The sequence below is a fragment of the Halorubrum sp. CGM5_25_10-8B genome (assembly GCF_005435095.1).
GTDB lineage: Archaea > Halobacteriota > Halobacteria > Halobacteriales > Haloferacaceae > Halorubrum > Halorubrum ezzemoulense.
Genome location: NZ_SGTY01000002.1, coordinates 176,601 through 200,209, shown reverse-complemented (window position 1 = coordinate 200,209; position 23,609 = coordinate 176,601). Strand labels below are relative to the sequence as shown.

The window sequence follows — 23,609 nt, the reverse complement described above, 5'->3', positions numbered from 1 at the left end:
CGTCTCGCCGTATATATGCGTTGTGTCGCCCGTTCGCCGGCGAACCCACCGCCCGCGGGCGATTTCTTCCTCCCGCGGCGGGAAACGGTTATATACCCGAGCGGTCGCTGTATCGCCTCAGCCGGCCCGGAGCAGCCTCGACCGGCCTCGAAAGGGGCTTGCCTCGGCGACGCGAACGTCGCGACATGCCGATCGTCGCCGTCGACGACACCGACTCCCGCGAGCGCGGGATGTGTACGACCTACGTGGCGACGCGGATCGCGGAGCGCCTCGCTGACGCCGGGGCTCGGGTCCGGCGCCGGCTGCTCGTCCGCCTCAATCCGGCCGTGAAACACAAGACACGCGGGAACGCCGCGGTCGCGCTCCACGTCACCGGGACGGACGCGGAGTCGGCCGCGTCGGTCGCGGCGGAGGCGGTCGAAGCGTTCGCCGCGGCCGCGGACCCGCGTACCTCGCCCGGCGTAGTGGCCGCGGACCTCGACGTCGCCGGCGACCCCTTCGATCCGACCGGAACGCCGATCCCCGACGCGGTGGCCGCGTTCACGCGGCGCGCGCTCCGCGAGCGGCTCTCGGTCGCCGAGGCCGTCGGGCTGGCCGACGAACACGGGTTCCGACACGTCGCGGTCGGGTCGGCGGGCGGCGCGGGCGAATCGGACGCTGTCGCTGGCCGGGGGCGGATCGGCGCGCTCGCCGCGGTCGGCGCGCCGGCCGCGTTCGACGACTGGACGTTCGAGCGCATCACCTACCGCGAACTCGACCGCTGCGGGACGCCCCGCGAGGTCGACGCCGAGAGCGTCTTCGCCGCCGCCGACGAGGGGTATCCGGCGGTGTGGGACACGGTCGACCGCGGCACGGGGAAGACCGTCTGCGTGCCGAACGCGCCCGGCCCGATCCTCTACGGGATCCGGGGGGACGACGCGGCCGCGTGTCGAGCGGTGGCGGCCGCCGTCGACAGCGAGCCGACCGAGCGGGCCGCGACGTTCCTGACGAACCAGGGCACCGACGCCCACCTCGCACCCAGCCGGATCGGCGACCTCCGCGACGGCGCGGGCTATCGGGTCGCCGGCGCGGTGGCGAGCGCGCCGGAGACGAAGCGGGGTGGCCACGTCCACGTCGACGTCGCGAGCGACGCCGCCGGAGTGGGGTCGGACGGTGAGACCGACGCCAACCGCCTCCGCGCCGTCGCGTTCGCCCCGACGGGCCGGTTCCGCGACCGCGTCCGGGCGCTCCGCCCCGGCGACCGGGTCACGCTCTGCGGCGAGCACGAGGTCCGGGACAACGCGGACGAGCCGGCGAGCACCCTGAAGCTGGAGAAGTTCGCCGTCCGCGACCTCGTCCGGACCGCGCCCGCGGTGCCGACCTGCCCGGACTGCGGTCGCTCGATGTCGTCGGCCGGGAGCGATCAGGGGTACCGGTGCCGCGACTGCGGGACTGAGGCGCCGGGGAAGGTCGTGGAGCCGATCGAGCGCGACCTCGAGGCCGGCTGGTACGAGGTCCCGCCGAGCGCGCGCCGACACGTCGCGAAGCCACTCGTCCGGGGCGGGTTCGACGCGCCGACCCACCCGGAGCGATAAAGTGCTCGCCGCGCAAGCGGGCCGACGTGACCGGAATCGTCTTCCACGCGACGGAGCGGCGCGAGGCGGTCGTCGAGTTCTACCGCGAGCGACTTGGCGCGACGGTGCGGGTCGAACAGCCCGACTGTACGATCCTGGCGTTCGGCGGCTTCCTGTTCGGGTTCTGCGAGCGCGACGAGGTCGACGACTGCGGCATCCTCACGTTCGTCTACCCGGACCGTGACGCGGTCGACGCCGCGAGCGAGCGGCTCGGCGACGCGGTCGTGACGCCGCCGCGTGAGAACGAGACGTACGACATCTACCAGTGTTTCGCCGAGGACCCCGAGGGCCGGACCGTCGAGTGTCAGGTGTTTCTCGACGAGGAAGTCGACATCGAGTAAGTTGGAGAGCAGGCGAACCGCGCTCGGTTGTCGGAGTGGCCAGCGTCAGTCGTCGAGATCGCGGGCGTCGCGCCACGCCACCGCGCGCTCCTCGGCGGCATCGCGGTCGTCGAACCGCTCCCGCTCGTAGGCGGAGTCGTCGGCCGCCTGCTCCATCACGTCGAGGCGGACGACGAACTCCCCGTCGGTTCGTTCGCGGAGCCTGACGGTCGCGTACCCGTCCGATCGCTCCCACTCGGTGACCGTGCCGTCGTCGCGCTCCAGCGACCAGCCCATATCGGACCCGACGCGCCCCGCGGCTAAAGCGGTGCGGTTCCGAGGCGGTCGCGCGGGTGCCTCCCGACTTCGAGGCCTGTGTCCCCGCGAGTCAGTCGCCCGCGCTCGGCGAGCGGTCCGCGCTCGACGACCGCTCCGGCGTGGCCGCGTAGCCGCACACCGGGCAGACGACGTAGCCGAGCGAGTCGTACGGGACCGACGTCGAGGGCGCGCTCACGTCGCACTCGGGGCAGTCGAACGTCGCCGCGTTCTCGGTCGACATGGTATCACGTAACAACCGCTCACCAGTAGTTATGCGCCGCTTGCTGCCCCGTCAACGCCACCCTACTTATATACCGAGTCCGAACGTCGGCGCGTGACCGACGACGCACACGCGGGCGGGGCGGGAGCGGAGAGGTCGACCCGCCCGCACGAGCGACGACGCGGGCGGACCGCGCGCCGGTTGGACGCGGTCGACGCGGCCGGACTGGTCGCGTTCCCGAGCCGCAACCTCGAATACCTCACCGGCTTCGCCGAAGAGCCGGGCGAGCGACACTTCTTCCTCGTCGTGCCGGCGGCGGGCGCCGCCGACCCGGAGCCGGCGCTGCTCGTGCCGGCGCTGTACGAGACGCAGGTCCGCGAGGCGACGACCGTCAGTGAGGTCCGGACGTGGGCCGACGGCGAGGACCCGGTCGCGGCGACGCGCGAGCTGCTCGCGGACCGGGGGCTCGACGGCGGGCGGCTCCTCGTCGATGACACCATGTGGGCGCGGTTCTCGCAGGACCTCCGGGCGGCGGCCCCCGACGCGACGTGGGGGCTTGCGAGCGAGGCGCTCGCCGACCTCCGGGTCCGGAAGGACGAGGCCGAGGTGGCGGCGCTGCGGAAGGCCGCGGGGGTCGCGGACGCGGTCGTCGGCGACCTCCGGGAACTGGGCCCGGACGCGGTGGGCATGACGGAGGCCGCGCTCGCCGAGTGGATCGCGGACCGACTCGCCGAGCGCGGGGGCCGCGGCGTCAGCTTCGAGACGGTCGTCGCGGCGGGCGAGAACGGCGCGAAACCCCACCACGGCCACGGCGACCGGGAGATAGGCGCGGGCGAGCCGGTCGTCCTCGACTTCGGGACGCGCGTCGACGGCTACCCGTCCGACCAGACGCGGACCCTCGTCTTCGGCGAGGAGCCAGACGAGGCGTACGCCGAGGTCCACGAGGTCGTGCGCGAGGCGCAGGCGGCCGCGGTCGAGGCGGTCGTGCCCGGCGTCCCCGCGTCCGCCGTCGACCGCGCGGCGCGGGAGGTGATCGAGGCGGCCGGGTACGGCGACGCGTTCGTCCACCGGACGGGCCACGGTGTGGGCTTGGACGTCCACGAGGAGCCGTACCTCGTCGCCGGAAACGACCGCCAGTTGGAGCCGGGAATGGTGTGTTCCGTCGAGCCCGGGATCTATCTCGACGGACGGTTCGGCTGCCGGATCGAGGACCTCGTGGTCGTCACCGAGGACGGCTGCGAGCGGTTGAACCGGACCGACCGCGGCTGGGAGTGACGGGCGAGGGTGTCCCGGCTGCCGGCGGCGGAACACCTCGTCGTCAGGGAGAACGCGTCAGAAAAGCGCAGCGACAGGCGCTGCGAGCGTCGAATCGCAGATTCGGGAGTCGTGTGCTGTTCCCCCAACCGGAAATTACGGCCGGATAACATAACAGTATCACCGAATTATTTCGGTGTATTTCACCCGGCGGACCGAACGCGCGGACCGTCCCCGCGCGGCCCGAGCGGCATCGAAACCATTAGTGTCGCCCGAGCGGAACCGCGGGGCATGAGCGACACCGATGCGGACGAAGACGAGGAGGCGGAAGCGGAGCCGGCCGTCGAACTCGGCGACGGGCCGGACGTGGCCGGCGAGCCGGTCGCCCGCGTGGCGTCGCGGCTCACCTGGCCCGCGACGCGCAGCGACGTCCGCGAACAGGAGGGCGACGCCGAACTCCGGACGCCGGACGGCCCCCGAGAACTCGACGACGTGCTCGCGGAGAGCGAGGTCCCCCTCTTCGAGAGCCGGAGCGACTTCGTCCAGGCGGTCGAGGACGTCGTCGGCCGCGGCCCGGTCGCGACCGAGTAGGCGTCGAGCGCGCCGGACCTATTTATAAACAGCAGCTGAGACGAGGAGGGACGCCTATAAATTGGCGGTCGGCGCGCGCCTGCGAGCGGCCGATAGGCCGCGAGCCAGCACGCGCGAGGGAGTCGGCCGACCAGAGGGAGGCCGACGAGGCTGGGGCGGCGTGAGGTGCGGGGCGGTTGCGGTCGGGCTGGGACTCAAAAGGGCAGTTGTGAGGGCGGCGTAGACGACGTAAGCACCGAAACGAGGGAGCGAACGAAGTGAGCGACCGAGTGAGGAGCGCAGCGAGCGTACGCCGCCCTCACGACCGGGGCTTTAGAAGTGTTCGCCGTCGATCCACAGTCAGTTATTTATAAACGAGCGACGGGGACTTTGGTGGTTTCATCGGTCGATCAGCAATCGACTGTTTATAACCAAGCGGCTGGGGCTTTGGAGGTGTTCGCCACCGGTTTGAAATCGGCTATTTGGCTCTGTTGAAATCCTCGACAGATAACATGTACTCACCCGGTCTCGCTCAGTACAGAGTAGAAATATGTCGACTGAGCTGTCTTCGATTATTCGGCGAGTAGACTGTTCTACCTGTGTATCTGGTCTATCCCGGAGTCGAGGCTGCCCCAGATAAGGAGATGGACAGCGAGCCACTGTCCAGCCGGCGGAACGAAGTACGTTCAGATACGATTTATCAGGGGGTGAGTGTCATGGTAGCCAGGCTGGACCGAGTTGTGCGGCTGTACGGTCGATACGGACCGTCACGGTTGCCGCTCGGAGACCGACAAGACGTGGGGGCTGGCTACAGTATGGCGGCCGGTGTCCTCGCCGGTGGAATCGTGTTTGCTCCGGTGAGTACGCTGGTTTCGGGTACGGCGGCTTCCGTAGGGGTGGTTCTGTCTGCGATCCCGGTGTACCTCGCCACGGGATTCGTGGTCGGGGCGCTCACGTGGCGCTTCCTGTCGTCAAGTGTCCCGTACTACAGGGCCGTCGCAGCGCTGGTCACGGTCGTCGGGAACTACCTCGCCGGGACTGCCGTGTGGTTGCTACTGGCTCCGGTGTACGGCTACGAGGTTTTGAACCCGTACGTGGGGGCCGACCCGCCGACCTCGCTCACCGAGTTCCTCGGAGCGTTCTTCGAGCTGTACCCCCTTACCGTCTTGACAGTGGTCGTGTGGACGATCTGGATAGCCGTCCCACTCAGCCTGATTTTCAGCTACGTCCACGAGCGCAGCCGTGGCGGAGAATAGCCAATACGTTCGCACTCTTCAGCGATCGGCTGTTTCAGGCGAAAACGTATCTGAAGAACAGTGTTTCAACAGAGCCGACTGTTTATAAATAAACGCCCGCTGCGCCGAAATCCTATCCACTCGCCCCACTGCCGTCCGCTCCGTCGCGGTCCAGCCACGCGGTCGCGATCGACTCGAACGGCGCGGAGTAGCTCATCAGCGTCGTGCCCAGCACCGCCATCACGAGGACGTAGCCGACCGCGAACGCGTTGATCGTCCCCGCGAGCGCCGGGTCGAACGTCCCCGCGTTCGCGCCGGTGACCGCGACAGTCGCGATGATCAGCGAGAACTCGCCGCGGGTGGTCATCTCGAGTCCCACCCGCGTCGAACGCGCGTCGGCCGCGCACCAAACGCTAAGTGGGGCGGGAACGAGATGCGCGGTATGTGGGGCTCCCGGGGAAGTCGGGACCGGCGAACGGTCGTCTGTATCGCGTGCGGGGACTCGGTGCTGCGGGAGGACGCCCGCGAGTACGACAAGGAGGGCGACCGCTGGAGCCGGCGCGACAAGGAGTTCGAGTACCTCTGTGCCGACTGCGACGACGGGATCTGTCACCAGCCCCGCGACGGGCTCGAATCGCTACTGCGCTCCATCGAGGCGGACGGGCTCACCGACGAGGAGTTCCTCGACCGCTACGTCGAGGCGGTGACGAGCGGCGACGGTGACCGCACCGACGAGGACAGATCGGGTGCGCGCTCGGACCGCGGCCAGTCGGACAGGCGGCGCTCCGACCGCGACCGCGACCGAGACCGGTAGCCCCGTCGCCGGATCGAGTCCCCGTCAGCCCGCCCGACAGGCCTTTCTAACGGACCCGCGTTGGTGGAGGTATGTCAGACGACGAGCCGAAGCCCGGGTCCGCCGAGGACCAGGGCCCCGTGACGATCACGCCGGAGCTCGCGGACCGACTCGCGGAGAAGCGCGAGGAACTGTTCGAGGAGTTCGAGATCCGCGACGAGTTCCCGAGCGAGGTCCTCCGCGAGGCGGAGGCGCGGACCGAGGGCGTCTACGAGGAAATCGAGGCCGAGATCGACGAGCGCGAGGACCTCCGTGACCTCACTACGTGGACCACGGACCCGGTCGACGCGCAGGACTTTGACGACGCGATTTCGATTAAACGCGAGGAGGGCGCCTACCGGCTGTGGGTCCACATCGCCGACGTCACCCACTACGTCACCCCGGACACCGCGATGTGGGAGGAGGCGGTCGAGCGCGCCAACACCGTCTACCTGCCCGACTACACGATCCACATGCTTCCGCCGGTGCTGGCCGAGACGGTCTGCTCGCTCGTCCCGAACGAGGACCGACTCGCGCACACCGTCGAGATGGAGATCGACGACGAGACGCTATCCTTCGAGGACATCGACATCTACAAGTCCGTCATCAACTCCGACGAGCGACTCACCTACAAGGAGTGCGAGAACCGGCTGGAGGACCCCTCGCTCCCCCTCGGCGAGGAGAACGCGCTCGCCTTCGAGCTCGCCGACCGCATGCACGAGCAGCGCAAGGCGGACGGCTCGCTCGTCTTAAATCCCCGGCGCGACCGCGCGCACACCATCATCGAGGAGTCGATGCTGAAGGCGAACAAGGCGGTGACGCACACGCTGATGTGGGACCGCGGCGTCGAGGCGATGTACCGCGTCCACCCGCAGCCGACCCCCGACCAGTGGAACGAGGCGCTCAAAGAGATCCAGGAGCTCGACGGCGTCTCCATCCCGGGCGAGGCGTGGGGCGACGACCCCCGGAAGGCGGTCAACGCCGCCTTGGAGGAGTCGCCCGAGCGCCAGCTCAACAAGATCCAGCGCGCCGTGCTGAAGGTGATGCCGCGCGCGAAGTACATGAACGACCCGTTCGGTGGCCACCACGCGCTCAACTTCGACATCTACGGCCACTTCACCTCGCCGATCCGCCGCCTGTCGGACACGATCAACCACTGGATCGTCCACGAGAACGACGTGCCCGAGACCCTCGTCGAACTCTGCGACCACGCCAGCGACAAGCAAAAGGACGGCGAGACCGCAGAGCGGCTGTACAAGCAGTTCCTCCAAGAACAGGGGCTCGACCCCTACGCGGTCAACAACCGCGGCGTCGAGATCGTCGAGGATTCAGAGGAAGCGAAACACACCGCCTGAGCGGCGAGAGATATAGACCTGTGCGGCCGCAAAGCGTGGTATGGACGCACACGACCACGACAGCGCGGACCGGCACGAAGGGGACCCGCTCGAACCGACCGGCGATCCCGAGCGCGACGCGGAGCGCGCGGCGACGGTCGGCGGCTTCACCGGGGCGGTCCTCGGCGCTCGGGGCGGCCCCGTCGGCGCCGGCATCGGCGCGCTGCTGGGCGGGTCGACGGGCTACGCCGTCGGCTACGCACTGAGCGAGATGGAGTCGGCGGAGGACGAGCCGTTCGAGCACGACGAAGCCGGACGCGAGACGACGGAGGCCGATCCGGACGCGACCGAGACCGACAGCGGGCCCGTCACGATCGACGTCCAGTCGGAGGGAGAGCACGACGGAGATGCGGACGACGGAGGGGAAAGAGGTGATCACGAGGAGTACGAGGCGGACGACGAAGCGGCAGGAGCGGGCGACCACGGGGAGGGCGAGGCGGACGACGGAAGAGGGGAAGCGAACGGCCACGGGGCGGACGATCACGACGATTCCGGTGAACGAGCGCGCGACGACGACTCAGCCGAGGACGAAGGCGACCGCGACGGGGGCGCGGACTGACCGGCGGCGCCCCGGATCAGTCCCGTCGCGTCGCAAAGCGTGACACCGCCGTCGCTGACACCGCGCCGAGCGCCGCGATGATCGCCAGCACGACGAACAGCTCCGACGGGCCGGCCCGGGTGAGTATCGTTCCGGCCAGCGTCGACCCGAGCGCGCCGATCCCGAAGATCCCGACGTACGTGTAGCCGAACGAGAGGCCGCGCGCCTCGCTGGGCGAGTATGCCGCCACCGTCGCCTGCGAGAGCGGCTGGACGGTGAACAGCGCGACGCCGAGCGCGAGCGACACCGCGACGAACGTGGCGATCGTCCCCGTCGCGGGGATGAAGAGCAGCGCGAGCGCGGACAGGATACCCATCAGCGCCATCAGCCCGCGCTCCGGCGGCACGCGGTCGGCGATCCGACCGCCGAGGAACTGGCCGAACACGCCGACCGTGAGGACCGCCACGTAGAGGTACCGTCCCGCGTCGAACTGATCGGCGTACGGGCTCTCCGGGTCGACCAACTGGAGGTCGACGAGCCCGCCGAGCACGTCGCCGAGGAGGTCCGGCAGAAACGTGAGGAACGTCCGGTAGTAGAGCCCGCTGAACGTGACGAACGCGAACACGAGCAGGAACCCCCCGGCGATCAGGATCCGAGTGTCCGTCGCGACCGACGACAGCGAGACCTCGCCGCTCGCGCCGCCGGTCGAGTCCCCGTTCGGACCCCCGTCGGCGGCCGACGCTCCCGGCTCGGGGTCCGCGGACGAGAGCGCCGCGTCCACGTCGACGGTGACGCCGTACGCGGCGACGGCGACCGCGGGGAGCGCGAGCGCGGCCGTGACGAGCCGCCAGTCGAACGCCAAGAGCAGCAGCGCGGTCGCCAGCGGACCGAGCGCGATCCCGAGGTTCCCGCCGATCCCGTGGTAGCCGAGCGCGGTCCCGCGCTGGTCGACCGAGGTCGAGAGCAGCGACAGCCCCGCGGGGTGATAGACGCTCGCGGTGAGTCCCCATATCGCGACGGCCACGGCGAGGACGGGGAGCGTCGGCGCGAGGCTCACGGCGAGGAACGAGCCCGCCATCCCGGTGAGGCAGGCGAGGATGAGCGGCTTCGATCCGAAACGGTCGACCAGGATACCGCCCGGCAGCGCACCGACCCCGAACAGCCCGTAGCCGAGCGTGACGACGACGCCGAGCGCGGCCGCCGTCGTCGAGAACTCACCCACCCACACCGTCAACAGGATGGGGATCGACAGCTCGTATGTGTGGACGAGCCCGTGCGATCCCGCGGTGAATCCGACTATCCGTCGCTCGGCGGCGTCCATGTGAGTCGCGGGTTTGGCGGGTCCGTTCATAACCTCGGGGGTACCCGCCGCGGTTGCCGAGAGTGCGGGGCGTCGGCGGCGTCCCGAGGCGGACGACGACGACGAACGCTGTTCCGAGAGGTCTGACGGGACGCAGAAAGCGCCTCGCACTCGGGCCGCGCCCGCCGGACCGGTCGGGAAGCCGGTTATAGCGTCGACGTGTACAGGAGCAGACCGACGGCGATCACCGAGACCAACAGGATCCACCCGACCATGATTACCCCCATCTGACGGTGCGTGAGGTTGGTTCCCTCGAGTATCTCAGAGACGCTCATACGCCGACGGATTCGCCGAGGGTATTTAATCGCTTCCAACGGGAGAGATCCAGCGTGCGAACCGGGTCGGAACGACCGAAACGGGAGTCGAGGGGGCTCACAGGGGTCTCGTGAGGATCAACGAACGGGACCGCGCGAGCTGCGCGGGTTGCGCCGCTCGCGACCTTGCTCGCGGCGGAAAACATGGACTCGCGGGGATTTGAACCCCGGGCCTCTTCCTTGCGAAGGAAGCGATCTGCCACTGATCTACGAGCCCTCACGACGAACCAATCGCCGTTCGTATTTGTACCTTACCTTTCGACGACCCGTGCGGGAGTCGCTCGCATCCGGCGGCCGAATCGGTTCGGTCGAGGAACCGAAACATCGCGAAGCCGGCCGGCACCGACGGGGTTACATGTCCAGCGGGCGAACTGTTTGATCCTGCGGTTCTTGGTCGGCTCTACGACCACATAACGTTTTTGAGATGCGTACCACATTCGTTACTCTTTTGACCGCGGACGACCGACTGTAAGGTATGTCAGACGCGACGGCGACCGACGCGGACACCGACGTGGACTCGGCCGCGCTCGCGGCCCTCAAGCACGTCGGGCTGGTCGGCGGGCTCTCCGAGACGAAGGTGTCGTGTGCGGCGCTCGGTGACCGGCTCGACGCCTCAACGCAGACCGCCTCTCGGCGCCTCCAGACCCTCGAATCCGCGGGTTACGTCGAGCGCGACGTGGTCAGTGACGGGCAGTGGGTCCGCGTGACGGACGCGGGCGAAGCCGCGCTCCGCGCGGAGTACGCCGACTACCGCCGGCTGTTCGAGTCGGACGTCGGACTCTCGCTCCGTGGGTCGGTCACCGGCGGGATGGGCGAGGGGCGCCACTACATCACGCTCTCGGGCTACGCCGAGCAGTTCCGCGAGCGCCTCGGCTACGACCCGTTCCCGGGCACGCTCAACGTCGACCTCACCGAGGAGAGCGTCCGCCGACGCGGCGAGATGGCCGGTATCGACGCCGTGCCCATCGACGCGTGGGAGAGCGAGGAGCGCACCTACGGCGCGGCCACCTGCTACGGGGTCACCCTCGTCGCGGGCGACGAGCGCTACGAGGAGGTCCACGCCATCGTCCCCGATCGGACCCACCACGACGACGACCAGCTCGAACTGATCGCGCCGGACCGGCTGCGCGACGCGCTCGACCTCGCCGACGGCGACGCGGTGGAGGTCCGCGTCGAGCCGACGAGCCGGGCCGACGAGCCCGGATCGGTCGCGGCCGAGACGGAGGTCGCCTGATGCGCGCCGACGTCGACGCCGACCCGGAGGCGAGCGCGGGCGGAGCGGAATCGGCCGACGCCACCGAGGGGACCGAGCCCGCGGACGACGCCGACGCGGTCGAGCGCGCGCTTGACGCCTTCCGCGCCGGCGACCCCGTCTGCGTCCACGACTTCGCGGACCGTGAGGGGGAGACAGACATCGTCTACCCCGCGGGCGCGGTCGACGAGGCCGCGGTCACGCACATGCGTAACGACGCGGGCGGCCTGATCTGCGTGGCCGTGAGCGATGCGGTGGGCGACGCGTTCGACCTGCCGTTCCTCGCTGACGCGCTCGACCACCCCGCGGTCGACGACGACCCGGACTACGACGACCGCTCCTCGTTCTCGCTGCCCGTGAACCACCGCGAGACGTTCACCGGGATCACCGACGCGGACCGCGCGAAGACCATCGCCGAGGTGGCGAACGCGGCCGGCCGCGTCCGCGGCGACCCGGGCGGGTACGGCCCGGAAGACTTCGCCGCGGAGTTCCGCGCGCCGGGTCACGTTCACGTCCTGCGTGGCGACCGCGACGGGCTCTCGGGGCGCACCGGTCACACCGAACTCGGCCTCGCGATGGCCGAGGCGGTGGGCGCCGCGCCCGCCGCCGTGGTCTGCGAGATGCTCGACGACGAGACGGGCGACGCGCTCTCGCCCGCGGACGCCGCCGCCTACGCGGCCCGCCGCGACATCCCGTACGTCGAGGGCGCGGCCCTCGTCGAGGCGCTGAAATAATCGACCACCGCTACTGTCGGCGCGCGCCTGCGAGCGGTCGCCCTCGGCGACCGCGAGTCAGCGCGTGCGAGGGAGTCAGTCGCCGGAGCGAAGCGGGGGCGACTGACGAGGCTGGGGAGGTGAGAGGTGCTGTACGGAGCGGTGCGGGGTGGGACTCAAAGGGGCAGCCGTGAGGGCGACGTAGGCGACGCAAGCACTGGAACGAAGGAGTGAACGCAGTGAGCGACCGAGTGAAGCGCGCAGCGAGCGTACGTCGCCCTCACGGCTGGGGCTCTGGCGGTGTTCGTGTCGGGATCGTCTCTGTTTCGCCGAGCGGCTGGGGCTTTGTAAGTGGTTGTCGTTGTCCCGTCAGAGGAATCGAAACTCGGTCCGTCCCGACAACCCCGACCGGTTGTCACAGTTTTAAGCCCGCCGGCCGCAACTACCGAGTATGGGATTCGACGAGATGGACGTCGACACGATCTGGAAGAACGGGGAGTTCCTCGACTGGGAGGACGCGACGACCCACGTTCTGACCCACGCGCTCCACTACGGGAGCGGCGTGTTCGAGGGCGTCCGCTGTTACGACACCGAGCAGGGGCCGGCGATCTTCCGGTGGGAGGAACACCTCGACCGGCTGTTCGACTCGGCGAAGATGTACGACATGGACATCGAGCACTCGCGCGAGGAGATCACCGAGGCGACCCTCGAACTCCTCGATCGGCAGGACCTCGACTCCGCGTACGTCCGGCCGATCGCCTACTACGGGTACGATTCGCTCGGCGTCTCGCCGAAGGGCTGCCCGACCGACCTCGTCCTCGCCGCGTGGCCGTGGGGGGCGTACCTCGGCGAGGAGGCCCTCGAGGAGGGGGTCGACGTGATGGTCTCCTCGTGGCGGAAGCACGCCTCCTCGCAGGTGCCGACGAACGTGAAGACGACCGGACTCTACGTCAACTCCATGCTGGCGGGCGAGGAGGCGCGCCGGAACGGCTACGTCGAGGCCATCGTCCTGAATAAGGAGGGGAACGTCGCGGAGGGGCCGGGCGAGAACATCTTCATGGTCAACGACGGCGAGATATACACTACCGGCCCCGCGCAGTCGATCCTCGAGGGGATCACCCGCGACACCGTGATCGCCCTCGCCGAGGAGCGCGGCTACGAGGTCCACGACGAGGCGGTCATCTCCCGCGGACAGCTGTACACCGCCGACGAGCTGTTCTTCACCGGCTCCGCGGCCGAGGTCACCCCGATCCGCTCGGTCGACGACACGGAGATCGGCTCGGGAAGCCGCGGCCCGGTGACCGAGGAGCTTCAGGACGCGTTCTTCGACCTGGTCGAGCGGCGGACCGACGACCACGACGAGTGGTTCACCTACCTGTAGCTCGCCTCGCCTGCTTTCTCTCGATCTTTTTAAATCGCCGCGCGCGAAGAGCCGCTAGTCACTCGAACTGCCGGCCGCTCGAGCCGCTACTCGCTCGAACCGCTCCCGTCGGTCGCCGACCCCTCGCCGTCGCTCGGGGTCCCGTCCGTCCGGACGCGTCCGAAGCCGCCCGGGGTCCCGTCGCCGTCGCCCTCCGTGGGCGCCTCCTCGTGGACGGGGACCTGATGAGCGGACTCGGCGAATCCGGCGGAGAGGACCCGCGTCATCCCCTCCTCGACCGTCTCGCCGGTCTCCTCGACCCGGTCCGGTTCGACCTCGATAACGAAGCCGGTGGTGATGTTCGGGGCGGTCGGCATGAACAGGACGATCTTTCCGTCTCGGGTCTTCTTCCCCGTCCGGAACGCGGTCATCCGGATCCCGGGCCACGTCTCGATGTACACCGGGCTCTGTAGCTCGTCGGTGCCGGAGATCGCCGTCTCGATCGCGAGCTTCGAGGCGTTGTACACGACTCGGAGCGCCGGGATCCGGTTGATCGCGTCGTCCACCGCCGACTCCGCCAGCCGACCCAGCGTCGTCCGCATGAAGTACCCCACCGCGAGCACCACGGTCGCGAACACCGCGAACGCGATGACGACGCGGGAGACGGGCTCTAGCGGCGCCGGGATGACCTCGGGCTGGAGCCCCTCGATGAGCGGGATCGAGGCGATGTACTGGTAGATCCAGCGGAGGACTAACAGGAGGACGAGGAGCGGCGCCAGCACGATGAGCCCGCTGGCGAAGTCGCGTTTCCACGTGGACATCTATCGGATCGGTATGTGTCGGCAATCCTTAAGAGGGCTTCCACGCGCCGGCGGCGCGGGCGAGGTCGCGAGGCGTCGCGTCGACTACTGCCCCAGCACCGCCCGCGCCGCGAACGTCAGGTTCTCCTTGCGCTCGCGGACGCGGCGGTAGAAGTACGAGAGCCACTTGTCGCCGTAGGGCGCGTACCGGTGGACGTCGACCCCCTGCGCGGCGAGGTCGCGCTGGGCGTCCTCGCGGACCCCCATGAGCATCTGGACCTCGTAGTCGGCGCCGCGGTCGCGGGCGAGCCGGTCGGCGAGCGAGATCATCTCGGGGTCGTGACTGCCGACCGCGATCCCCCGGTCGCGCCGCTCGAACAGCGTCGTCAGGTCGTCGCGGTACGCCTCGTCGACGCGGGCCTTGTCGGTGTACGCGATCGAGGACGGCTCGTCGTAGGCCCCCTTCACGAGCCGGAGCTTCCCCGGAACGTCGATCAGGCGGTCGAGGTCGTCCGCGGTGCGCCTGAGGTTCGACTGGACGCACTGCCCGACGCTCCACGGGTAGTCGGCGGCGATCGACTCGAAGGCGTCGAGGGTGGCGTCGGTGGTGTCTGCGTCCTCCATGTCGCACCAGACGAACGCGTCGACCTCGTGGGCACGAGCGACGATCTCTCGGTAGTGCTCCTCAAACAGGTCGGTCGAGACGTCCATCCCGATCTGCGAGGGCTTCACCGAGACGCAGGCGTCGAGGCCGCTGTCGGCGATATCGTCGAGCAGCCCGAGGTAGGCGTCGGTGTCCGCGCGGGCGTCCGCGGGGTCGTCGTAGTGTTCGCCGAGCAGGTTCAGAATGACCGCGACGCCGTCCTCGTTCGCGGCGCGGACGTGGTCGAGGGCCGCCGGGACGCTCTCGCCGGCGACGAACCGGCTAGCGACTGGGGGGATCATACTGAGCGTTCCGGCCGGCGCGAACTTTACCTTTGTCGAGTCGGCGGCGACGACCGCAATCGCGTGTGCGGTGCGGCGACCGGCGGCGACGGATCCGGGGTTTATAACACGCCGCGCGCCGCCCGTGGGGACATGATCGGTACGCTCGTCGCGACCGCGTTCTGGGCGATGCTCCCGGCGTACGTCCCGAACAACGCCGCGGTGTTGGCCGGCGGCGGACGCCCCATCGACGGCGGCCGCGAGTGGCGCGGGGCGCGGCTGCTCGGCGACGGGAAGACATGGCGCGGCACCGCGGTCGGCACTCTCGTCGGCGTCCTGCTCGCGCTCGCGCTCAACGCGCTCGCCGCCCCAGCGAGCGCGGCGCTCGGGAGCGACCTGCCGACGTTCCCGCTCCCGGCGGCGTTCGCGCTCGCCTTCGGCGCGATGTGCGGCGACATCGGCGCCTCGTTCCTCAAGCGTCGCTCGGGCCGCGAGCGCGGCGCCGCGTTCCCCGGTCTGGACCAGCTGGACTTCGTCGTCGGCGCGCTGGGGCTCGTCTTCCTCGTCGACACCGACTGGGCGCTCGCTGCGTTCACACCGGGCGTCCTCGCCGTCGTCCTCGTGATGACTCCGGTCCTCCACGTCGTCACGAACGTCGGCGCGTACGCGCTCGGAGTCAAAAACGAGCCGTGGTGAGCGACGCTACGCTTCCGCCCGCGGCGTTCGGTCTGCCCTGATGTTTGGTTTCGACTCTTTTTGTATCTCTTGTTGATCGATTGTCCGCGTAATTCGCAGCGACGAGAACGGCAGAAAGACATATATATTGGTGTGGCATACGATGACACGCATGTCTAGTAGTGCACCCAGCTCGGACGACGACGTGTTCGACGAGTTCCTCTCCGACCGCGGCCACGAGACGGAGATCGTAGGCTGGGAGCGATCCTATAACAAGCTCCAGTGTCCCGAGTGCGGTGCGCTCCACGAGGAAGGAACCGCGACGTGTTCGGTCTGCGACTGGCGGCCGAACTGACGCGCGCCGCGTTCCGCGAATTTTCTTTCCGTCATACCCCCCGGTAGTATTATGTGGAATTACTCGATAGTGACTATCATGCCGACCTGTCAGAACTGCGGTTCCTTCGTCACGACAGATTACGTTCGGGTGTTCACCCCGAACGAGGTCGATCGGCCCCGCGTCTGTCCGGCCTGCGAGGACCTGGTCCGCGACGGCGCCGACGTGCGGGAAGCGCGCGCGACGCGGAGCGGCTGACGGACCGACCGGACGATGACGCGACGCTCTGCCGCCGCGGTCCGGCGCGCGCATCGAGGGCAACCGAGCCACGGCGTTTAAGGAGAACCGGAATCTGGAGGTAATAATGACTGATACCACGGTGACGCGGCTGTTCGGGGGGCCCGGGAGCGGGAAGACGACCGCGCTCCTCGACCGCGTCGAGGAGATCCTCGACGAGGAGGGCGCCGACGTGCGCGACGTGCTCGTCGTCTCGTACACGCGCGCGGCCGCCGCCGAGATCCGCGAACGGCTCGCCGAGCGGCTCGACATCTCCCCGCGCAGCCTCCAAGGGAACGTGAGCACGATGCACGCGAAGGCGTACGAGCTGCTCGACCTCTCGCGAGGCGACGTGGTGGGCGAGGACGACAAGGAGGCGTTCTGCGAGGAGTACGGCATCGAGTTCGAGGACCAGCACGGCGGCGCCGGTCGCCGGACCGCGCGGTCGACGACCATCGGCAACAAGATCATCGCCACCTCGCAGTGGCTCCAGCGCACCGAGCGCGACGTGGCCGACTGGTACGACGTGCCCTTCCAGTGGAATGTCGAGGAGGTCCGGCTCCCGCCCGAGGAGGACCCCAACGCCCAGCAGGGGAACAAGTACACGCCGACGTGGCCCTCCGACGACGACCGGATCGACATCCCCGAGACGATCCGGGCGTGGCGGACGTACAAGGGGGAAAACGACCTCGTCGGCTTCGCGGACATGCTCGAACGGGTCGCGCAGCGCTCGCTCGTCCCCAGCGTCGACTACCTGATCATCGACGAGTTCCAAGACATCACGACGCTCCAGTACAACGTCTTCGAGGAGTGGCGCCCGCACATGGAGAAGGTGCTCATCGCCGGCGACGACGACCAGGTCGTCTACGCGTGGCAGGGGGCCGACCCCGACCTCCTCCTCGACACCGACGTCGACGAGGACGTGGTCCTCCCGAACTCCTACCGGCTCCCCTCGGAGATCCTCAACGTCGTCAACGCCGAGATCCGCCACATCGACAAGCGGCAGGAGAAGGACCTCCACCCGCGCACGGAGGGCGGTTCCGTCGAGGCGATCGAGTCGCCGTCGATGATCGAGCTCGTCCGGAACGTCCGGTACACCGTCGAGGACGACGAGGGCGACGTGATGTGCCTGTTCCGCGCCCGGTACCAGATGTTCGACTTCATCGACGAGTTCATCGACCACGGCATCCCGTTCACGATGCTCACCGACGGGCGGATGTGGACCGACCGCGTCCAGGACTACGTCAGCGCGATCGAGAAGGCCGAGGCCGGCGACCCGGTCACCGGGCTGGAGGCGCGGCGGCTGGCGGACATGCTCCAGGAGTCGGCGTTCGGGACCCACGACCGCGAGGAGTTCTACGACTTCCTCGACGACCGCGAGGAGGCGGCCGACTCCGACGATGTCGCCGACATCGACATCGCGGCCGACACGCTCGACGAGTACATCCCGTTCATGCCCGACACCGCCAGCGCCGACGACATGGTCCGGAAGGTAACGAGCTTCCAGCGCAAGTCGATGGGCGCGTACTTCGAGGGCGAGTACCAGGGCACTGACCCGACCCGCGTCCGCGTCGGCACGATCCACTCGGCGAAGGGCCGCGAGGCCGACCACGTGTTCGTCGCTACCGACCTCACGGAGAAGGTCGTCGAGCAGATGGCGGCCTCCATCGACGACCCGACCGACGTCGACGGCGTCGAGGAGTTCACGAAGTCGACGAGTCCCGTGCCCGTCCTCACCGACAACGAGCGCCGCGTCTTCTACGTCGGGATGTCCCGCGCCCGCGAGCGGCTCGTGATCATGGAGAGCCTCATCAGCGGTGCGCCGACGCTGCCGATCAGCGTCCTGTTGTTCAACGAGCTCCGGGAGGAGCCGGCCCAGGAACTCGTCGAGGAGGTCCAGGCGGAGCTGGCGGTGCCAGAGCCCGAGCCGTGAGCGAGGACGACGCGACCGCCACCGACCGCGAAAAAAATCCCCGCCCGCTCCGGACCGACCTCCGACCGATCGTCGAGGCGGTCCGCGACGCCGACGCGGCCGCGTTCGTCGCCGTCGGCGACCGCTTCGACGGCGACCTGCGCTACCTCTCCCGCTTCGCCGGCCCGGACAGGCCCTCCGCGCTGGTCGTCGTCCCGACGGGCGAAGCGACCGCCGACACCGTCGGCCGCGCCGTCCTCTGTGCGCCCGCCCTGTTCGGCGAGCAGGCCGAACGCGAGTTCGTCGCGAGCGCGCGGGCGTCCCACGAATCTGGGAGCGGTGGGCCGACCGACGACGAGGTCGGCTTCCACGACGGGGTCGCCCGCGAGGTCCGGACGGAGCGCGTCGGCGACCGCGCCGGCGAGCGCGCGGCCGCGGCCGCCGCGGATCTCGCGGGGGGAGCGAGCGGCGACGGGGAAGGAGTCCTGACGCCCGCGTCGATTCCGCACGACGCCGCGGTGTACCTCGAACGGGCGGGGTTCGAGCCGGCGTCGACGGAGGCGGTCGCGACCGCCAGGGCGCGAAAGACGCCGGCGGAGCGGGACCGCATCCGGCGCGTCCAGCGCGCAACGGTGGCCGGGATCGCCCGCGCCGAGGCCGTCCTCGCCGACTGCGAGGCCGTCGACGAAGGGAGCGAGGAGACGGCGGCCGGGCGGGCCGACGACGACCGCCGACCCCCGCTCCGGTGGGACGGGGATCCGCTGACGACGGAGCGACTCCGCCGCGAGGTGAACGCGGCCCTCGCCGCGCGCGGCGTCCGCGACGCGGGCAACACCGTGATCGGCGCCGGTCCCTCGGCGGCCGACCTCCACTACGTCGGCGACGACCCGGTCCGGCCGGGCGAGACCGTACTGCTCGACGTCTCGCCCCGCGGTCCCGACGGGTACTACGGCGACGCGACCCGGACGTTCGTCGTCGACGGGGACGGCGGCTGGGCGCGGCGGGCGTACGTCGCGGTCGAGGCCGCGCGCGAGGCCGCGCTCGACGAGGTCGAGCCGGGCGTCCCGGCGAAGACCGTTCACGGCGAGGCGGCGGCGGAGCTCGCCGCCTACGGCTTCGACCCGAACGCCGGGGAGGGCGAGGCCGGCTTCACCCACGGCACCGGCCACGGCGTGGGCGTGAGCCTCCACGAGAGGCCGTCGCTGTCGGGCGCGGGCGAACTGCGTCCGGGACACGTCGTCACCGTCGAGCCCGGCGTCTACGATCCGGATATCGGCGGCGTCAGGCTGGAAGACCTAGTCCTCGTCACTGAAGACGGATACGAGATACTGGCGGAGCATCCGTTCGGCATCGCGCCGCGCGAGCGAGAGTGAGCGGCGGGTAGCTACGACCGGTCTTTGCGCTATCGGCGCGCCTTTTGAGACTCCCGCCGAAGCCCGATACGCATGCGATCCGAGCCCTCCGTCGGATCCGGCGCCACCGCCGGGTCCGAATCGGTCTGGCGTATCGCGAGGCGTAGATGTTCGACGGCGGTGGCGGTTCTCGTGGCCGCGACGGCGCTCGTCGGGGTCGTCGTCGCCGGGAGCGGCGTCGCGGCCGCCGACGGAACCGCCGAACTCGGCGCGGGCGTCGTCACCGTAAGCGAGGACGGGAGCGCCGAGTTCACCGTCGAGACCGACGGCGTCGACGCGTTCGAGGTCGTCGTCGGCAACGAGGAGGAGGTCGGATACGAACTCCGCGCCACGGTGACGCCGGACGGCGACGGCGTCACGACGCTCGTCTTCACCCACGCCGAAACCGGCGGGAGCGGCGCCCCGCTGACCGCCGCCGACGGCGGCGCGGTGGAGATCGACTACGAGACGACCCTGAGCGAGGCGATCGCTCCCGGAAGCTACGACGCGGAACTGTTCGTCGGCGGCGACCCCGCGGACGTCGCCACGCTCGTCGTCGAAGACCGAACGGGCGACGAAAGCGGGGGCGACGGAAGCGGCGGGGACGGCGCGACCGACGGCGAGTCGGCCGAGGCCGTCACGGTCACCGAGGCGGACATCGAGGCGGCCGATCTCGTCGTCGCCCCGGCGGAGACCGAGCTGAGCGTTCCGGTGACCGCCGAGGACGGCGAGACCGTGACCCTCCGGATCCGCTCTGACGGCGACGCGAGCCCGAGCTTCCTCATGACCGAAGCGGCGACGGTCGAGAACGGGACGGCTAGCGCGGCCTTCGATCTGCGTCGGACGACCCACGGAGACCGCGCGACGCTGACCGTCCGCGGGAACGAGGCGGTCAACGAGTCGGGCGCGCGCGAGGTGCTCGTCGTCGACGAGGAGATCGGCGTCGAGGAACGCGACGGCGTCCTCGGCCTCGAAGCGCCCGGGTTCGGGGTCGTCGCCGGCGGGCTCGCTGTACTCGTCGTCGCGATCGTTGCCCGGCGGCGGGAGTGAGAGCCGGGCCGAGTCACTTTTCGACCGAATCGCCCTCGGAGCCGGCGGCGTCGTCGTCTCCACGAAGCTGTCGCGGTAACAGTCCCGAGAGCAGCCGTCGGAGTATGGTGGCGGGGTCGAGGAAGTACTGCGGGAGGACGACCATCGCGGCGGCGACGACGAGCAGGCCGGCGCCGAGCGCGACCTCGCCGGCGAACAGGCGGACGACGGCGTAGTTCGCGAGCGGGAGCGCGAAGACGAGCGACGCCGCCAGCCCGATCATGTCCAGCACTCCGAGTCGCATCGACCCTCCGTTGATCCCCGGGGGGCAAAAGGGGCCCGGCCGCGACGACGGGCGGTCGAACTCCCAGATCCCGGCCGGACCCAGAACCGATATCCGTCGCCCGCCCCCAGTTCCGGTATGTTCACCGGCATCGTCGAGGGCACCGGTACGGTCCGCGAGCGGACCGAGACCGACGACGGCCTCCGGCTTCGGATCGGCGTCGACGGATTCGACGACCTCCACCACGGCCAGTCGATAAGCGTGAGCGGCGTCTGTCTGACCGTCGAGGAGCACGGGAGCGACGACGGCGGCACGACCGACGGCGGCGACTGGTTCTCGGTGTTCCTCGCGAGCGAGACGGTCGCGAAGACGTACCTCGGCGGGATCGAGGCGGGGGACGCCGTCAACGTCGAGCGCGCGATGCCCGCCGACGGGCGGTTCGACGGCCACGTGGTCCAGGGACACGTCGACACCATCGCCGAGGTGACGGGAATCGAGCGCGTCGGAGAAGACTGGCGGTTCACGTTCGCGACTCCGGAGGGACACGGCGACTACCTCGTCGACAAGGGGTCCGTGACGCTCGACGGCATCTCGCTGACGGTCGCCGAGAAGCGCGCGGGCGAGTTCGACGTGGCGGTCATCCCGACGACCTACGACCTGACGACGCTCTCGGAGAAGTCGGTCGGCGACCCGGTGCACCTGGAGGTGGACGTGATCGCGAAGTACGTCGAGAACATGCTGGACGGGTACGCGGCCGACTAACTGGCGACGGACCGACCCGTCCCCCTCAGTCCCCTGCGTCCTTCGCGCCCTTCACCGTCTCGCGGACGGCGTCGACGCCCTCGTCGTGGAGCAGGTCGCCGACGACGATCACGTCGCTGTGAGCGGCCATCTCGTTGGCCGACTCGTAGTCGTGGATGCCGCCGCCGTAAAAGAGCGTGGCGTCGTCTAAGGCGTCGTGAGCGGCCGCGACCTTCTCCGTGTCGCCGAACGTGCCCGAGTACTCGACGTAGACGATCTCCTGGCCGAACATGCGCTCCGCGACCTTCGCGTAGGCCGCCACGTCGTCGGCACTGAGGTCGCAGTCGGCCTCCGTCAGCTGGGCGACCGACGCCTCCGGGTTCAACACGATGTACGCCTCGGTGTGGGTCCGGGTCCAGTCGAGGTCGTCGATCCGGACCCACTCCTTGTGGGCGCCGGTTATCCAGAAGGGGCCGCCGGCGTTGAAGACGGTCGGGATCAGGTAGCCGTCGAGCGCCGGCGAGTCGATCACGACTCCCGGATTCGACGGCTCCTGGTACAGCGGCACGTCGTACTCCGCGGCGGCGTCGACCACGCGGGTCATCTTCTCCGCGGTGACGTCGAGGGTCCCACCGATCTCGATCGCGTCCGTCCCGGTCCGGCAGACGTCCTCGAAGGTCTCGCCCGCCCGGAGGTCCTTGTCGGGGTCGACCTTCAGCACGTGGTCCCAGTCGTCCCACGGGTTAGTCATCGGCCGAGACTCCACCGGGCGAGAACAAAAAGGTGCGGAAGCTATCCCGCCCCGGAGCCCCGAGCCGCGCCGCGCGGGAGGGCGGGGGCCTCACAGCAGGTCGTCGATCTCGTCGTTCTCGAACGCGGCCGCCGGGTCGGGCTTCTCCTCGCGCTCGTCGCGGACCGCCTGCCGAGCGCGCTCCAAGAACGCCTCGACGCGCTGCGAGCGCTCGACCCCCGCGAGGAGGACCAAGGCGGCGATCCGGTCGGAGTCGAGCGGGAAGTCGCCGCCGCGGACCTGCATCGACCCCGTCTCCTCCTGAAGCCACTTCCGCGCCTTCTCCGCGCCCTTCCGGGAGATCCGGTCCGGGTCGCCGGCGACCGCGACGAGGGCGGCGTCGGCGTCGGTGGCGCTCGGCAGCGACAGCCCGGTCATCACCGAACTCCGGACCGCGCTCGTCACGGTGTTGACGTTCTCTTGCGGGTCCTCGGCGGCGGGCGCCGACGCGAACCCGACCGCGGCCATCCCGCCCGCCCGGAGCGTGTTGATCACCTCGCTCGTGTCGACGACGGACTCGGCGACGCCCTCGACCGCCTCGCCGGCGGCGAGGACGAGCCCGATCCGCTTCGCCATCGAGGCGTTGATCGCCTCGTAGCCGCCCTCGACGGACTCGCCCGCCGAGCGCCACGCGTCGTTGTCGAGCAGGATCGTCGCGTCTGACTCGCGGACCAGCGTCTTGAGCGACCGGCCGGCGTTCACCTGATACATCGTCCCCTCGTCGCGACCGGGGAGGACGCCGATGGCGTACACCGGCACGTCGTACACCCGGTTCAGCTCGCGGACGAGAACCGGCGCGCCGCCGGAGCCCGTCCCGCCGCCGAGGCCGGCCACGACGAAGACCGCCTCGGCCTCCGCGGTGACCTTCGGGGCGAGCGCGTCCAACACCTCGACCGCGTCTTCGTCCATCACTTCGGCGCCGAGTTCGTTGTCGCCGCCGACGCCGTGACCGTTGACGCGCGACTGCCCGACGAGGACCGTTTCGAGCGGGAGGGGGTCGAGGTCGGCCGCGGCGGTGTTGACAGCGATCGCGTCGAGGACCGCGCCGTAGCCGGCGTCGGCGTCGAACTCCGCGAGGGCGGTCGTGAGCTTGCCGCCCGCCTGTCCGACGCCGAGGAGGACTGCTTTCATGCCCAGACGTACCGGTTCCCCCGATAATAT

27 protein-coding genes, 1 tRNA gene and 1 pseudogene are annotated in these 23,609 nt (G+C 69.8%); 18 read left to right on the top strand and 11 right to left on the bottom strand.

Going from position 1 to position 23,609, the window contains the following annotated elements; genetic code table 11:
- The first annotated feature begins 185 nt into the window (after positions 1 to 185).
- Positions 186 to 1,574, top strand: coding sequence for a tRNA(Ile)(2)-agmatinylcytidine synthase (locus EXE51_RS02550; RefSeq protein WP_137691980.1), 1,389 nt, complete (start codon positions 186 to 188; stop codon positions 1,572 to 1,574).
- 26 nt (positions 1,575 to 1,600) lie between these two features.
- A complete protein-coding gene (locus EXE51_RS02545) occupies positions 1,601 to 1,954 on the top strand; it encodes a VOC family protein (protein ID WP_049931776.1) in 354 nt (117 codons plus the stop codon).
- 45 nt (positions 1,955 to 1,999) lie between these two features.
- On the opposite strand, the gene EXE51_RS02540 is transcribed toward EXE51_RS02545, so the two are convergent.
- Together EXE51_RS02540 and EXE51_RS17660 are read right to left on the bottom strand one after the other, a co-directional pair.
- Positions 2,000 to 2,230, bottom strand: coding sequence for a hypothetical protein (locus EXE51_RS02540; RefSeq protein WP_049931774.1), 231 nt, complete (start codon positions 2,228 to 2,230; stop codon positions 2,000 to 2,002).
- A gap of 91 nt (positions 2,231 to 2,321) precedes the next feature.
- Complete coding sequence (locus EXE51_RS17660) at positions 2,322 to 2,492, bottom strand: hypothetical protein (protein ID WP_167373102.1); 171 nt, start codon at positions 2,490 to 2,492, stop codon at positions 2,322 to 2,324.
- A gap of 93 nt (positions 2,493 to 2,585) precedes the next feature.
- Here EXE51_RS17660 and EXE51_RS02535 point away from each other — a divergent pair, with 93 nt between their 5' ends.
- The 3 genes from EXE51_RS02535 (at position 2,586) to EXE51_RS02525 (ending at position 5,551) form a co-directional block, all read left to right on the top strand.
- Positions 2,586 to 3,746, top strand: a complete 1,161-nt coding sequence (locus EXE51_RS02535; RefSeq protein ID WP_137691979.1) for an aminopeptidase P family protein — start codon at positions 2,586 to 2,588, stop codon at positions 3,744 to 3,746.
- A gap of 270 nt (positions 3,747 to 4,016) precedes the next feature.
- The gene (locus EXE51_RS02530) at positions 4,017 to 4,316 is read left to right on the top strand and encodes a DUF5789 family protein (protein ID WP_086219956.1); all 300 of its coding nucleotides are present in this window, start codon (positions 4,017 to 4,019) and stop codon (positions 4,314 to 4,316) included.
- 695 nt (positions 4,317 to 5,011) lie between these two features.
- The gene (locus tag EXE51_RS02525) at positions 5,012 to 5,551 is read left to right on the top strand and encodes a hypothetical protein (protein ID WP_241990578.1); all 540 of its coding nucleotides are present in this window, start codon (positions 5,012 to 5,014) and stop codon (positions 5,549 to 5,551) included.
- Between the two features lie 112 nt (positions 5,552 to 5,663).
- On the opposite strand, the pseudogene EXE51_RS02520 reads toward EXE51_RS02525, so the two are convergent.
- A pseudogene (locus EXE51_RS02520) lies at positions 5,664 to 5,921 on the bottom strand (cation:proton antiporter); the annotation flags it as partial.
- 51 nt (positions 5,922 to 5,972) lie between these two features.
- Between EXE51_RS02520 and EXE51_RS02515 the strand changes: the two are divergent.
- The 3 genes from EXE51_RS02515 (at position 5,973) to EXE51_RS02505 (ending at position 8,315) form a co-directional block, all read left to right on the top strand.
- The gene (locus tag EXE51_RS02515; protein WP_089308830.1) at positions 5,973 to 6,344 is read left to right on the top strand and encodes a hypothetical protein; all 372 of its coding nucleotides are present in this window, start codon (positions 5,973 to 5,975) and stop codon (positions 6,342 to 6,344) included.
- Between the two features lie 71 nt (positions 6,345 to 6,415).
- Positions 6,416 to 7,717 (top strand): ribonuclease R family protein, encoded by a 1,302-nt coding sequence (locus tag EXE51_RS02510; RefSeq protein WP_049931763.1) that lies wholly within the window; start codon positions 6,416 to 6,418, stop codon positions 7,715 to 7,717.
- A 40-nt stretch (positions 7,718 to 7,757) separates the two neighbouring features.
- On the top strand, positions 7,758 to 8,315 hold the full coding sequence (locus EXE51_RS02505) for a hypothetical protein (protein WP_094592901.1): 558 nt from the start codon (positions 7,758 to 7,760) through the stop codon (positions 8,313 to 8,315).
- Positions 8,316 to 8,331: 16 nt separating this feature from the next.
- Here EXE51_RS02505 and EXE51_RS02500 read toward each other — a convergent pair whose 3' ends face one another.
- The 3 genes from EXE51_RS02500 to EXE51_RS02495 all read right to left on the bottom strand — a co-directional run bounded on the left by EXE51_RS02500 (position 8,332) and on the right by EXE51_RS02495 (position 10,185).
- The gene (locus EXE51_RS02500; RefSeq protein ID WP_137691978.1) at positions 8,332 to 9,615 is read right to left on the bottom strand and encodes an MFS transporter; all 1,284 of its coding nucleotides are present in this window, start codon (positions 9,613 to 9,615) and stop codon (positions 8,332 to 8,334) included.
- A gap of 185 nt (positions 9,616 to 9,800) precedes the next feature.
- Positions 9,801 to 9,929, bottom strand: coding sequence for a hypothetical protein (locus EXE51_RS18105; protein ID WP_255375966.1), 129 nt, complete (start codon positions 9,927 to 9,929; stop codon positions 9,801 to 9,803).
- A gap of 184 nt (positions 9,930 to 10,113) precedes the next feature.
- A tRNA-Ala gene (locus tag EXE51_RS02495) sits at positions 10,114 to 10,185 on the bottom strand.
- A gap of 258 nt (positions 10,186 to 10,443) precedes the next feature.
- Here EXE51_RS02495 and EXE51_RS02490 point away from each other — a divergent pair.
- The 3 genes from EXE51_RS02490 to EXE51_RS02480 all read left to right on the top strand — a co-directional run bounded on the left by EXE51_RS02490 (position 10,444) and on the right by EXE51_RS02480 (position 13,314).
- The gene (locus tag EXE51_RS02490; protein WP_049931759.1) at positions 10,444 to 11,202 is read left to right on the top strand and encodes a DUF120 domain-containing protein; all 759 of its coding nucleotides are present in this window, start codon (positions 10,444 to 10,446) and stop codon (positions 11,200 to 11,202) included.
- Entirely contained in the window at positions 11,202 to 11,954 is a 753-nt protein-coding gene (gene ribB, locus EXE51_RS02485; RefSeq protein WP_099288933.1) for a 3,4-dihydroxy-2-butanone-4-phosphate synthase, read from the top strand. Before EXE51_RS02490 ends, ribB begins: the two co-directional genes overlap by 1 nt.
- Positions 11,955 to 12,384: 430 nt before the next feature.
- Complete coding sequence (locus EXE51_RS02480) at positions 12,385 to 13,314, top strand: branched-chain amino acid transaminase (RefSeq protein ID WP_049931757.1); 930 nt, start codon at positions 12,385 to 12,387, stop codon at positions 13,312 to 13,314.
- Positions 13,315 to 13,400: 86 nt separating this feature from the next.
- Here EXE51_RS02480 and EXE51_RS02475 read toward each other — a convergent pair whose 3' ends face one another.
- Together EXE51_RS02475 and EXE51_RS02470 are read right to left on the bottom strand one after the other, a co-directional pair.
- On the bottom strand, positions 13,401 to 14,114 hold the full coding sequence (locus EXE51_RS02475; RefSeq protein WP_049931755.1) for a DUF502 domain-containing protein: 714 nt from the start codon (positions 14,112 to 14,114) through the stop codon (positions 13,401 to 13,403).
- Between the two features lie 84 nt (positions 14,115 to 14,198).
- The gene (locus tag EXE51_RS02470; RefSeq protein WP_049931754.1) at positions 14,199 to 15,038 is read right to left on the bottom strand and encodes a proline dehydrogenase family protein; all 840 of its coding nucleotides are present in this window, start codon (positions 15,036 to 15,038) and stop codon (positions 14,199 to 14,201) included.
- A gap of 132 nt (positions 15,039 to 15,170) precedes the next feature.
- Here EXE51_RS02470 and EXE51_RS02465 point away from each other — a divergent pair, with 132 nt between their 5' ends.
- The 6 genes from EXE51_RS02465 (at position 15,171) to EXE51_RS02445 (ending at position 20,655) form a co-directional block, all read left to right on the top strand.
- Positions 15,171 to 15,713 (top strand): CDP-2,3-bis-(O-geranylgeranyl)-sn-glycerol synthase, encoded by a 543-nt coding sequence (locus EXE51_RS02465; RefSeq protein WP_137691977.1) that lies wholly within the window; start codon positions 15,171 to 15,173, stop codon positions 15,711 to 15,713.
- A gap of 151 nt (positions 15,714 to 15,864) precedes the next feature.
- Complete coding sequence (locus EXE51_RS02460; protein WP_049931749.1) at positions 15,865 to 16,047, top strand: HVO_0416 family zinc finger protein; 183 nt, start codon at positions 15,865 to 15,867, stop codon at positions 16,045 to 16,047.
- A gap of 78 nt (positions 16,048 to 16,125) precedes the next feature.
- Entirely contained in the window at positions 16,126 to 16,284 is a 159-nt protein-coding gene (locus tag EXE51_RS17655) for a hypothetical protein (protein WP_006111597.1), read from the top strand.
- A gap of 106 nt (positions 16,285 to 16,390) precedes the next feature.
- On the top strand, positions 16,391 to 18,235 hold the full coding sequence (locus EXE51_RS02455; RefSeq protein ID WP_049931748.1) for a UvrD-helicase domain-containing protein: 1,845 nt from the start codon (positions 16,391 to 16,393) through the stop codon (positions 18,233 to 18,235).
- On the top strand, positions 18,232 to 19,587 hold the full coding sequence (locus tag EXE51_RS02450) for a Xaa-Pro peptidase family protein (RefSeq protein ID WP_137691976.1): 1,356 nt from the start codon (positions 18,232 to 18,234) through the stop codon (positions 19,585 to 19,587). Before EXE51_RS02455 ends, EXE51_RS02450 begins: the two co-directional genes overlap by 4 nt.
- A 159-nt stretch (positions 19,588 to 19,746) precedes the next feature.
- Positions 19,747 to 20,655 carry a BGTF surface domain-containing protein gene (locus EXE51_RS02445; protein ID WP_241990577.1) on the top strand — a complete coding sequence of 303 codons (909 nt, stop codon included), beginning with the start codon at positions 19,747 to 19,749 and terminating at the stop codon, positions 20,653 to 20,655.
- A gap of 13 nt (positions 20,656 to 20,668) precedes the next feature.
- Here the strand turns inward: EXE51_RS02445 and EXE51_RS02440 are convergent, their stop codons facing one another.
- Positions 20,669 to 20,938, bottom strand: a complete 270-nt coding sequence (locus tag EXE51_RS02440) for a hypothetical protein (RefSeq protein WP_049931745.1) — start codon at positions 20,936 to 20,938, stop codon at positions 20,669 to 20,671.
- 117 nt (positions 20,939 to 21,055) lie between these two features.
- Between EXE51_RS02440 and EXE51_RS02435 the strand changes: the two genes are divergently transcribed.
- Positions 21,056 to 21,679 (top strand): riboflavin synthase, encoded by a 624-nt coding sequence (locus EXE51_RS02435; protein WP_137691974.1) that lies wholly within the window; start codon positions 21,056 to 21,058, stop codon positions 21,677 to 21,679.
- Positions 21,680 to 21,704: 25 nt separating this feature from the next.
- On the opposite strand, the gene EXE51_RS02430 is transcribed toward EXE51_RS02435, so the two are convergent.
- Together EXE51_RS02430 and EXE51_RS02425 are read right to left on the bottom strand one after the other, a co-directional pair.
- Complete coding sequence (locus EXE51_RS02430) at positions 21,705 to 22,409, bottom strand: phosphoglycerol geranylgeranyltransferase (protein WP_049931741.1); 705 nt, start codon at positions 22,407 to 22,409, stop codon at positions 21,705 to 21,707.
- A gap of 90 nt (positions 22,410 to 22,499) precedes the next feature.
- The gene (locus EXE51_RS02425) at positions 22,500 to 23,579 is read right to left on the bottom strand and encodes a tubulin/FtsZ family protein (protein WP_049931740.1); all 1,080 of its coding nucleotides are present in this window, start codon (positions 23,577 to 23,579) and stop codon (positions 22,500 to 22,502) included.
- Positions 23,580 to 23,609: the final 30 nt, after the last annotated feature.

Bases quoted from the DNA above. Each gene is read 5' to 3' on its own strand.
- EXE51_RS02505 (WP_094592901.1), top strand. From the start codon at position 7,758: ATGGACGCACACGACCACGACAGCGCGGACCGGCACGAAGGGGACCCG.
- EXE51_RS17655 (WP_006111597.1), top strand. From the start codon at position 16,126: ATGCCGACCTGTCAGAACTGCGGTTCCTTCGTCACGACAGATTACGTT.
- EXE51_RS02465 (WP_137691977.1), top strand. From the start codon at position 15,171: ATGATCGGTACGCTCGTCGCGACCGCGTTCTGGGCGATGCTCCCGGCG.
- EXE51_RS18105 (WP_255375966.1), bottom strand. From the start codon at position 9,929: ATGAGCGTCTCTGAGATACTCGAGGGAACCAACCTCACGCACCGTCAG.
- EXE51_RS02460 (WP_049931749.1), top strand. From the start codon at position 15,865: ATGTCTAGTAGTGCACCCAGCTCGGACGACGACGTGTTCGACGAGTTC.
- EXE51_RS02435 (WP_137691974.1), top strand. From the start codon at position 21,056: ATGTTCACCGGCATCGTCGAGGGCACCGGTACGGTCCGCGAGCGGACC.
- EXE51_RS02530 (WP_086219956.1), top strand. From the start codon at position 4,017: ATGAGCGACACCGATGCGGACGAAGACGAGGAGGCGGAAGCGGAGCCG.
- EXE51_RS02550 (WP_137691980.1), top strand. From the start codon at position 186: ATGCCGATCGTCGCCGTCGACGACACCGACTCCCGCGAGCGCGGGATG.
- EXE51_RS02540 (WP_049931774.1), bottom strand. From the start codon at position 2,230: ATGGGCTGGTCGCTGGAGCGCGACGACGGCACGGTCACCGAGTGGGAG.
- EXE51_RS02470 (WP_049931754.1), bottom strand. From the start codon at position 15,038: ATGATCCCCCCAGTCGCTAGCCGGTTCGTCGCCGGCGAGAGCGTCCCG.
- EXE51_RS02440 (WP_049931745.1), bottom strand. From the start codon at position 20,938: ATGCGACTCGGAGTGCTGGACATGATCGGGCTGGCGGCGTCGCTCGTC.
- EXE51_RS02475 (WP_049931755.1), bottom strand. From the start codon at position 14,114: ATGTCCACGTGGAAACGCGACTTCGCCAGCGGGCTCATCGTGCTGGCG.
- EXE51_RS02510 (WP_049931763.1), top strand. From the start codon at position 6,416: ATGTCAGACGACGAGCCGAAGCCCGGGTCCGCCGAGGACCAGGGCCCC.
- EXE51_RS02430 (WP_049931741.1), bottom strand. From the start codon at position 22,409: ATGACTAACCCGTGGGACGACTGGGACCACGTGCTGAAGGTCGACCCC.
- EXE51_RS02425 (WP_049931740.1), bottom strand. From the start codon at position 23,579: ATGAAAGCAGTCCTCCTCGGCGTCGGACAGGCGGGCGGCAAGCTCACG.
- EXE51_RS02480 (WP_049931757.1), top strand. From the start codon at position 12,385: ATGGGATTCGACGAGATGGACGTCGACACGATCTGGAAGAACGGGGAG.
- EXE51_RS02455 (WP_049931748.1), top strand. From the start codon at position 16,391: ATGACTGATACCACGGTGACGCGGCTGTTCGGGGGGCCCGGGAGCGGG.
- ribB (WP_099288933.1), top strand. From the start codon at position 11,202: ATGCGCGCCGACGTCGACGCCGACCCGGAGGCGAGCGCGGGCGGAGCG.
- EXE51_RS02500 (WP_137691978.1), bottom strand. From the start codon at position 9,615: ATGGACGCCGCCGAGCGACGGATAGTCGGATTCACCGCGGGATCGCAC.
- EXE51_RS02525 (WP_241990578.1), top strand. From the start codon at position 5,012: ATGGTAGCCAGGCTGGACCGAGTTGTGCGGCTGTACGGTCGATACGGA.
- EXE51_RS17660 (WP_167373102.1), bottom strand. From the start codon at position 2,492: ATGTCGACCGAGAACGCGGCGACGTTCGACTGCCCCGAGTGCGACGTG.
- EXE51_RS02490 (WP_049931759.1), top strand. From the start codon at position 10,444: ATGTCAGACGCGACGGCGACCGACGCGGACACCGACGTGGACTCGGCC.
- EXE51_RS02515 (WP_089308830.1), top strand. From the start codon at position 5,973: ATGTGGGGCTCCCGGGGAAGTCGGGACCGGCGAACGGTCGTCTGTATC.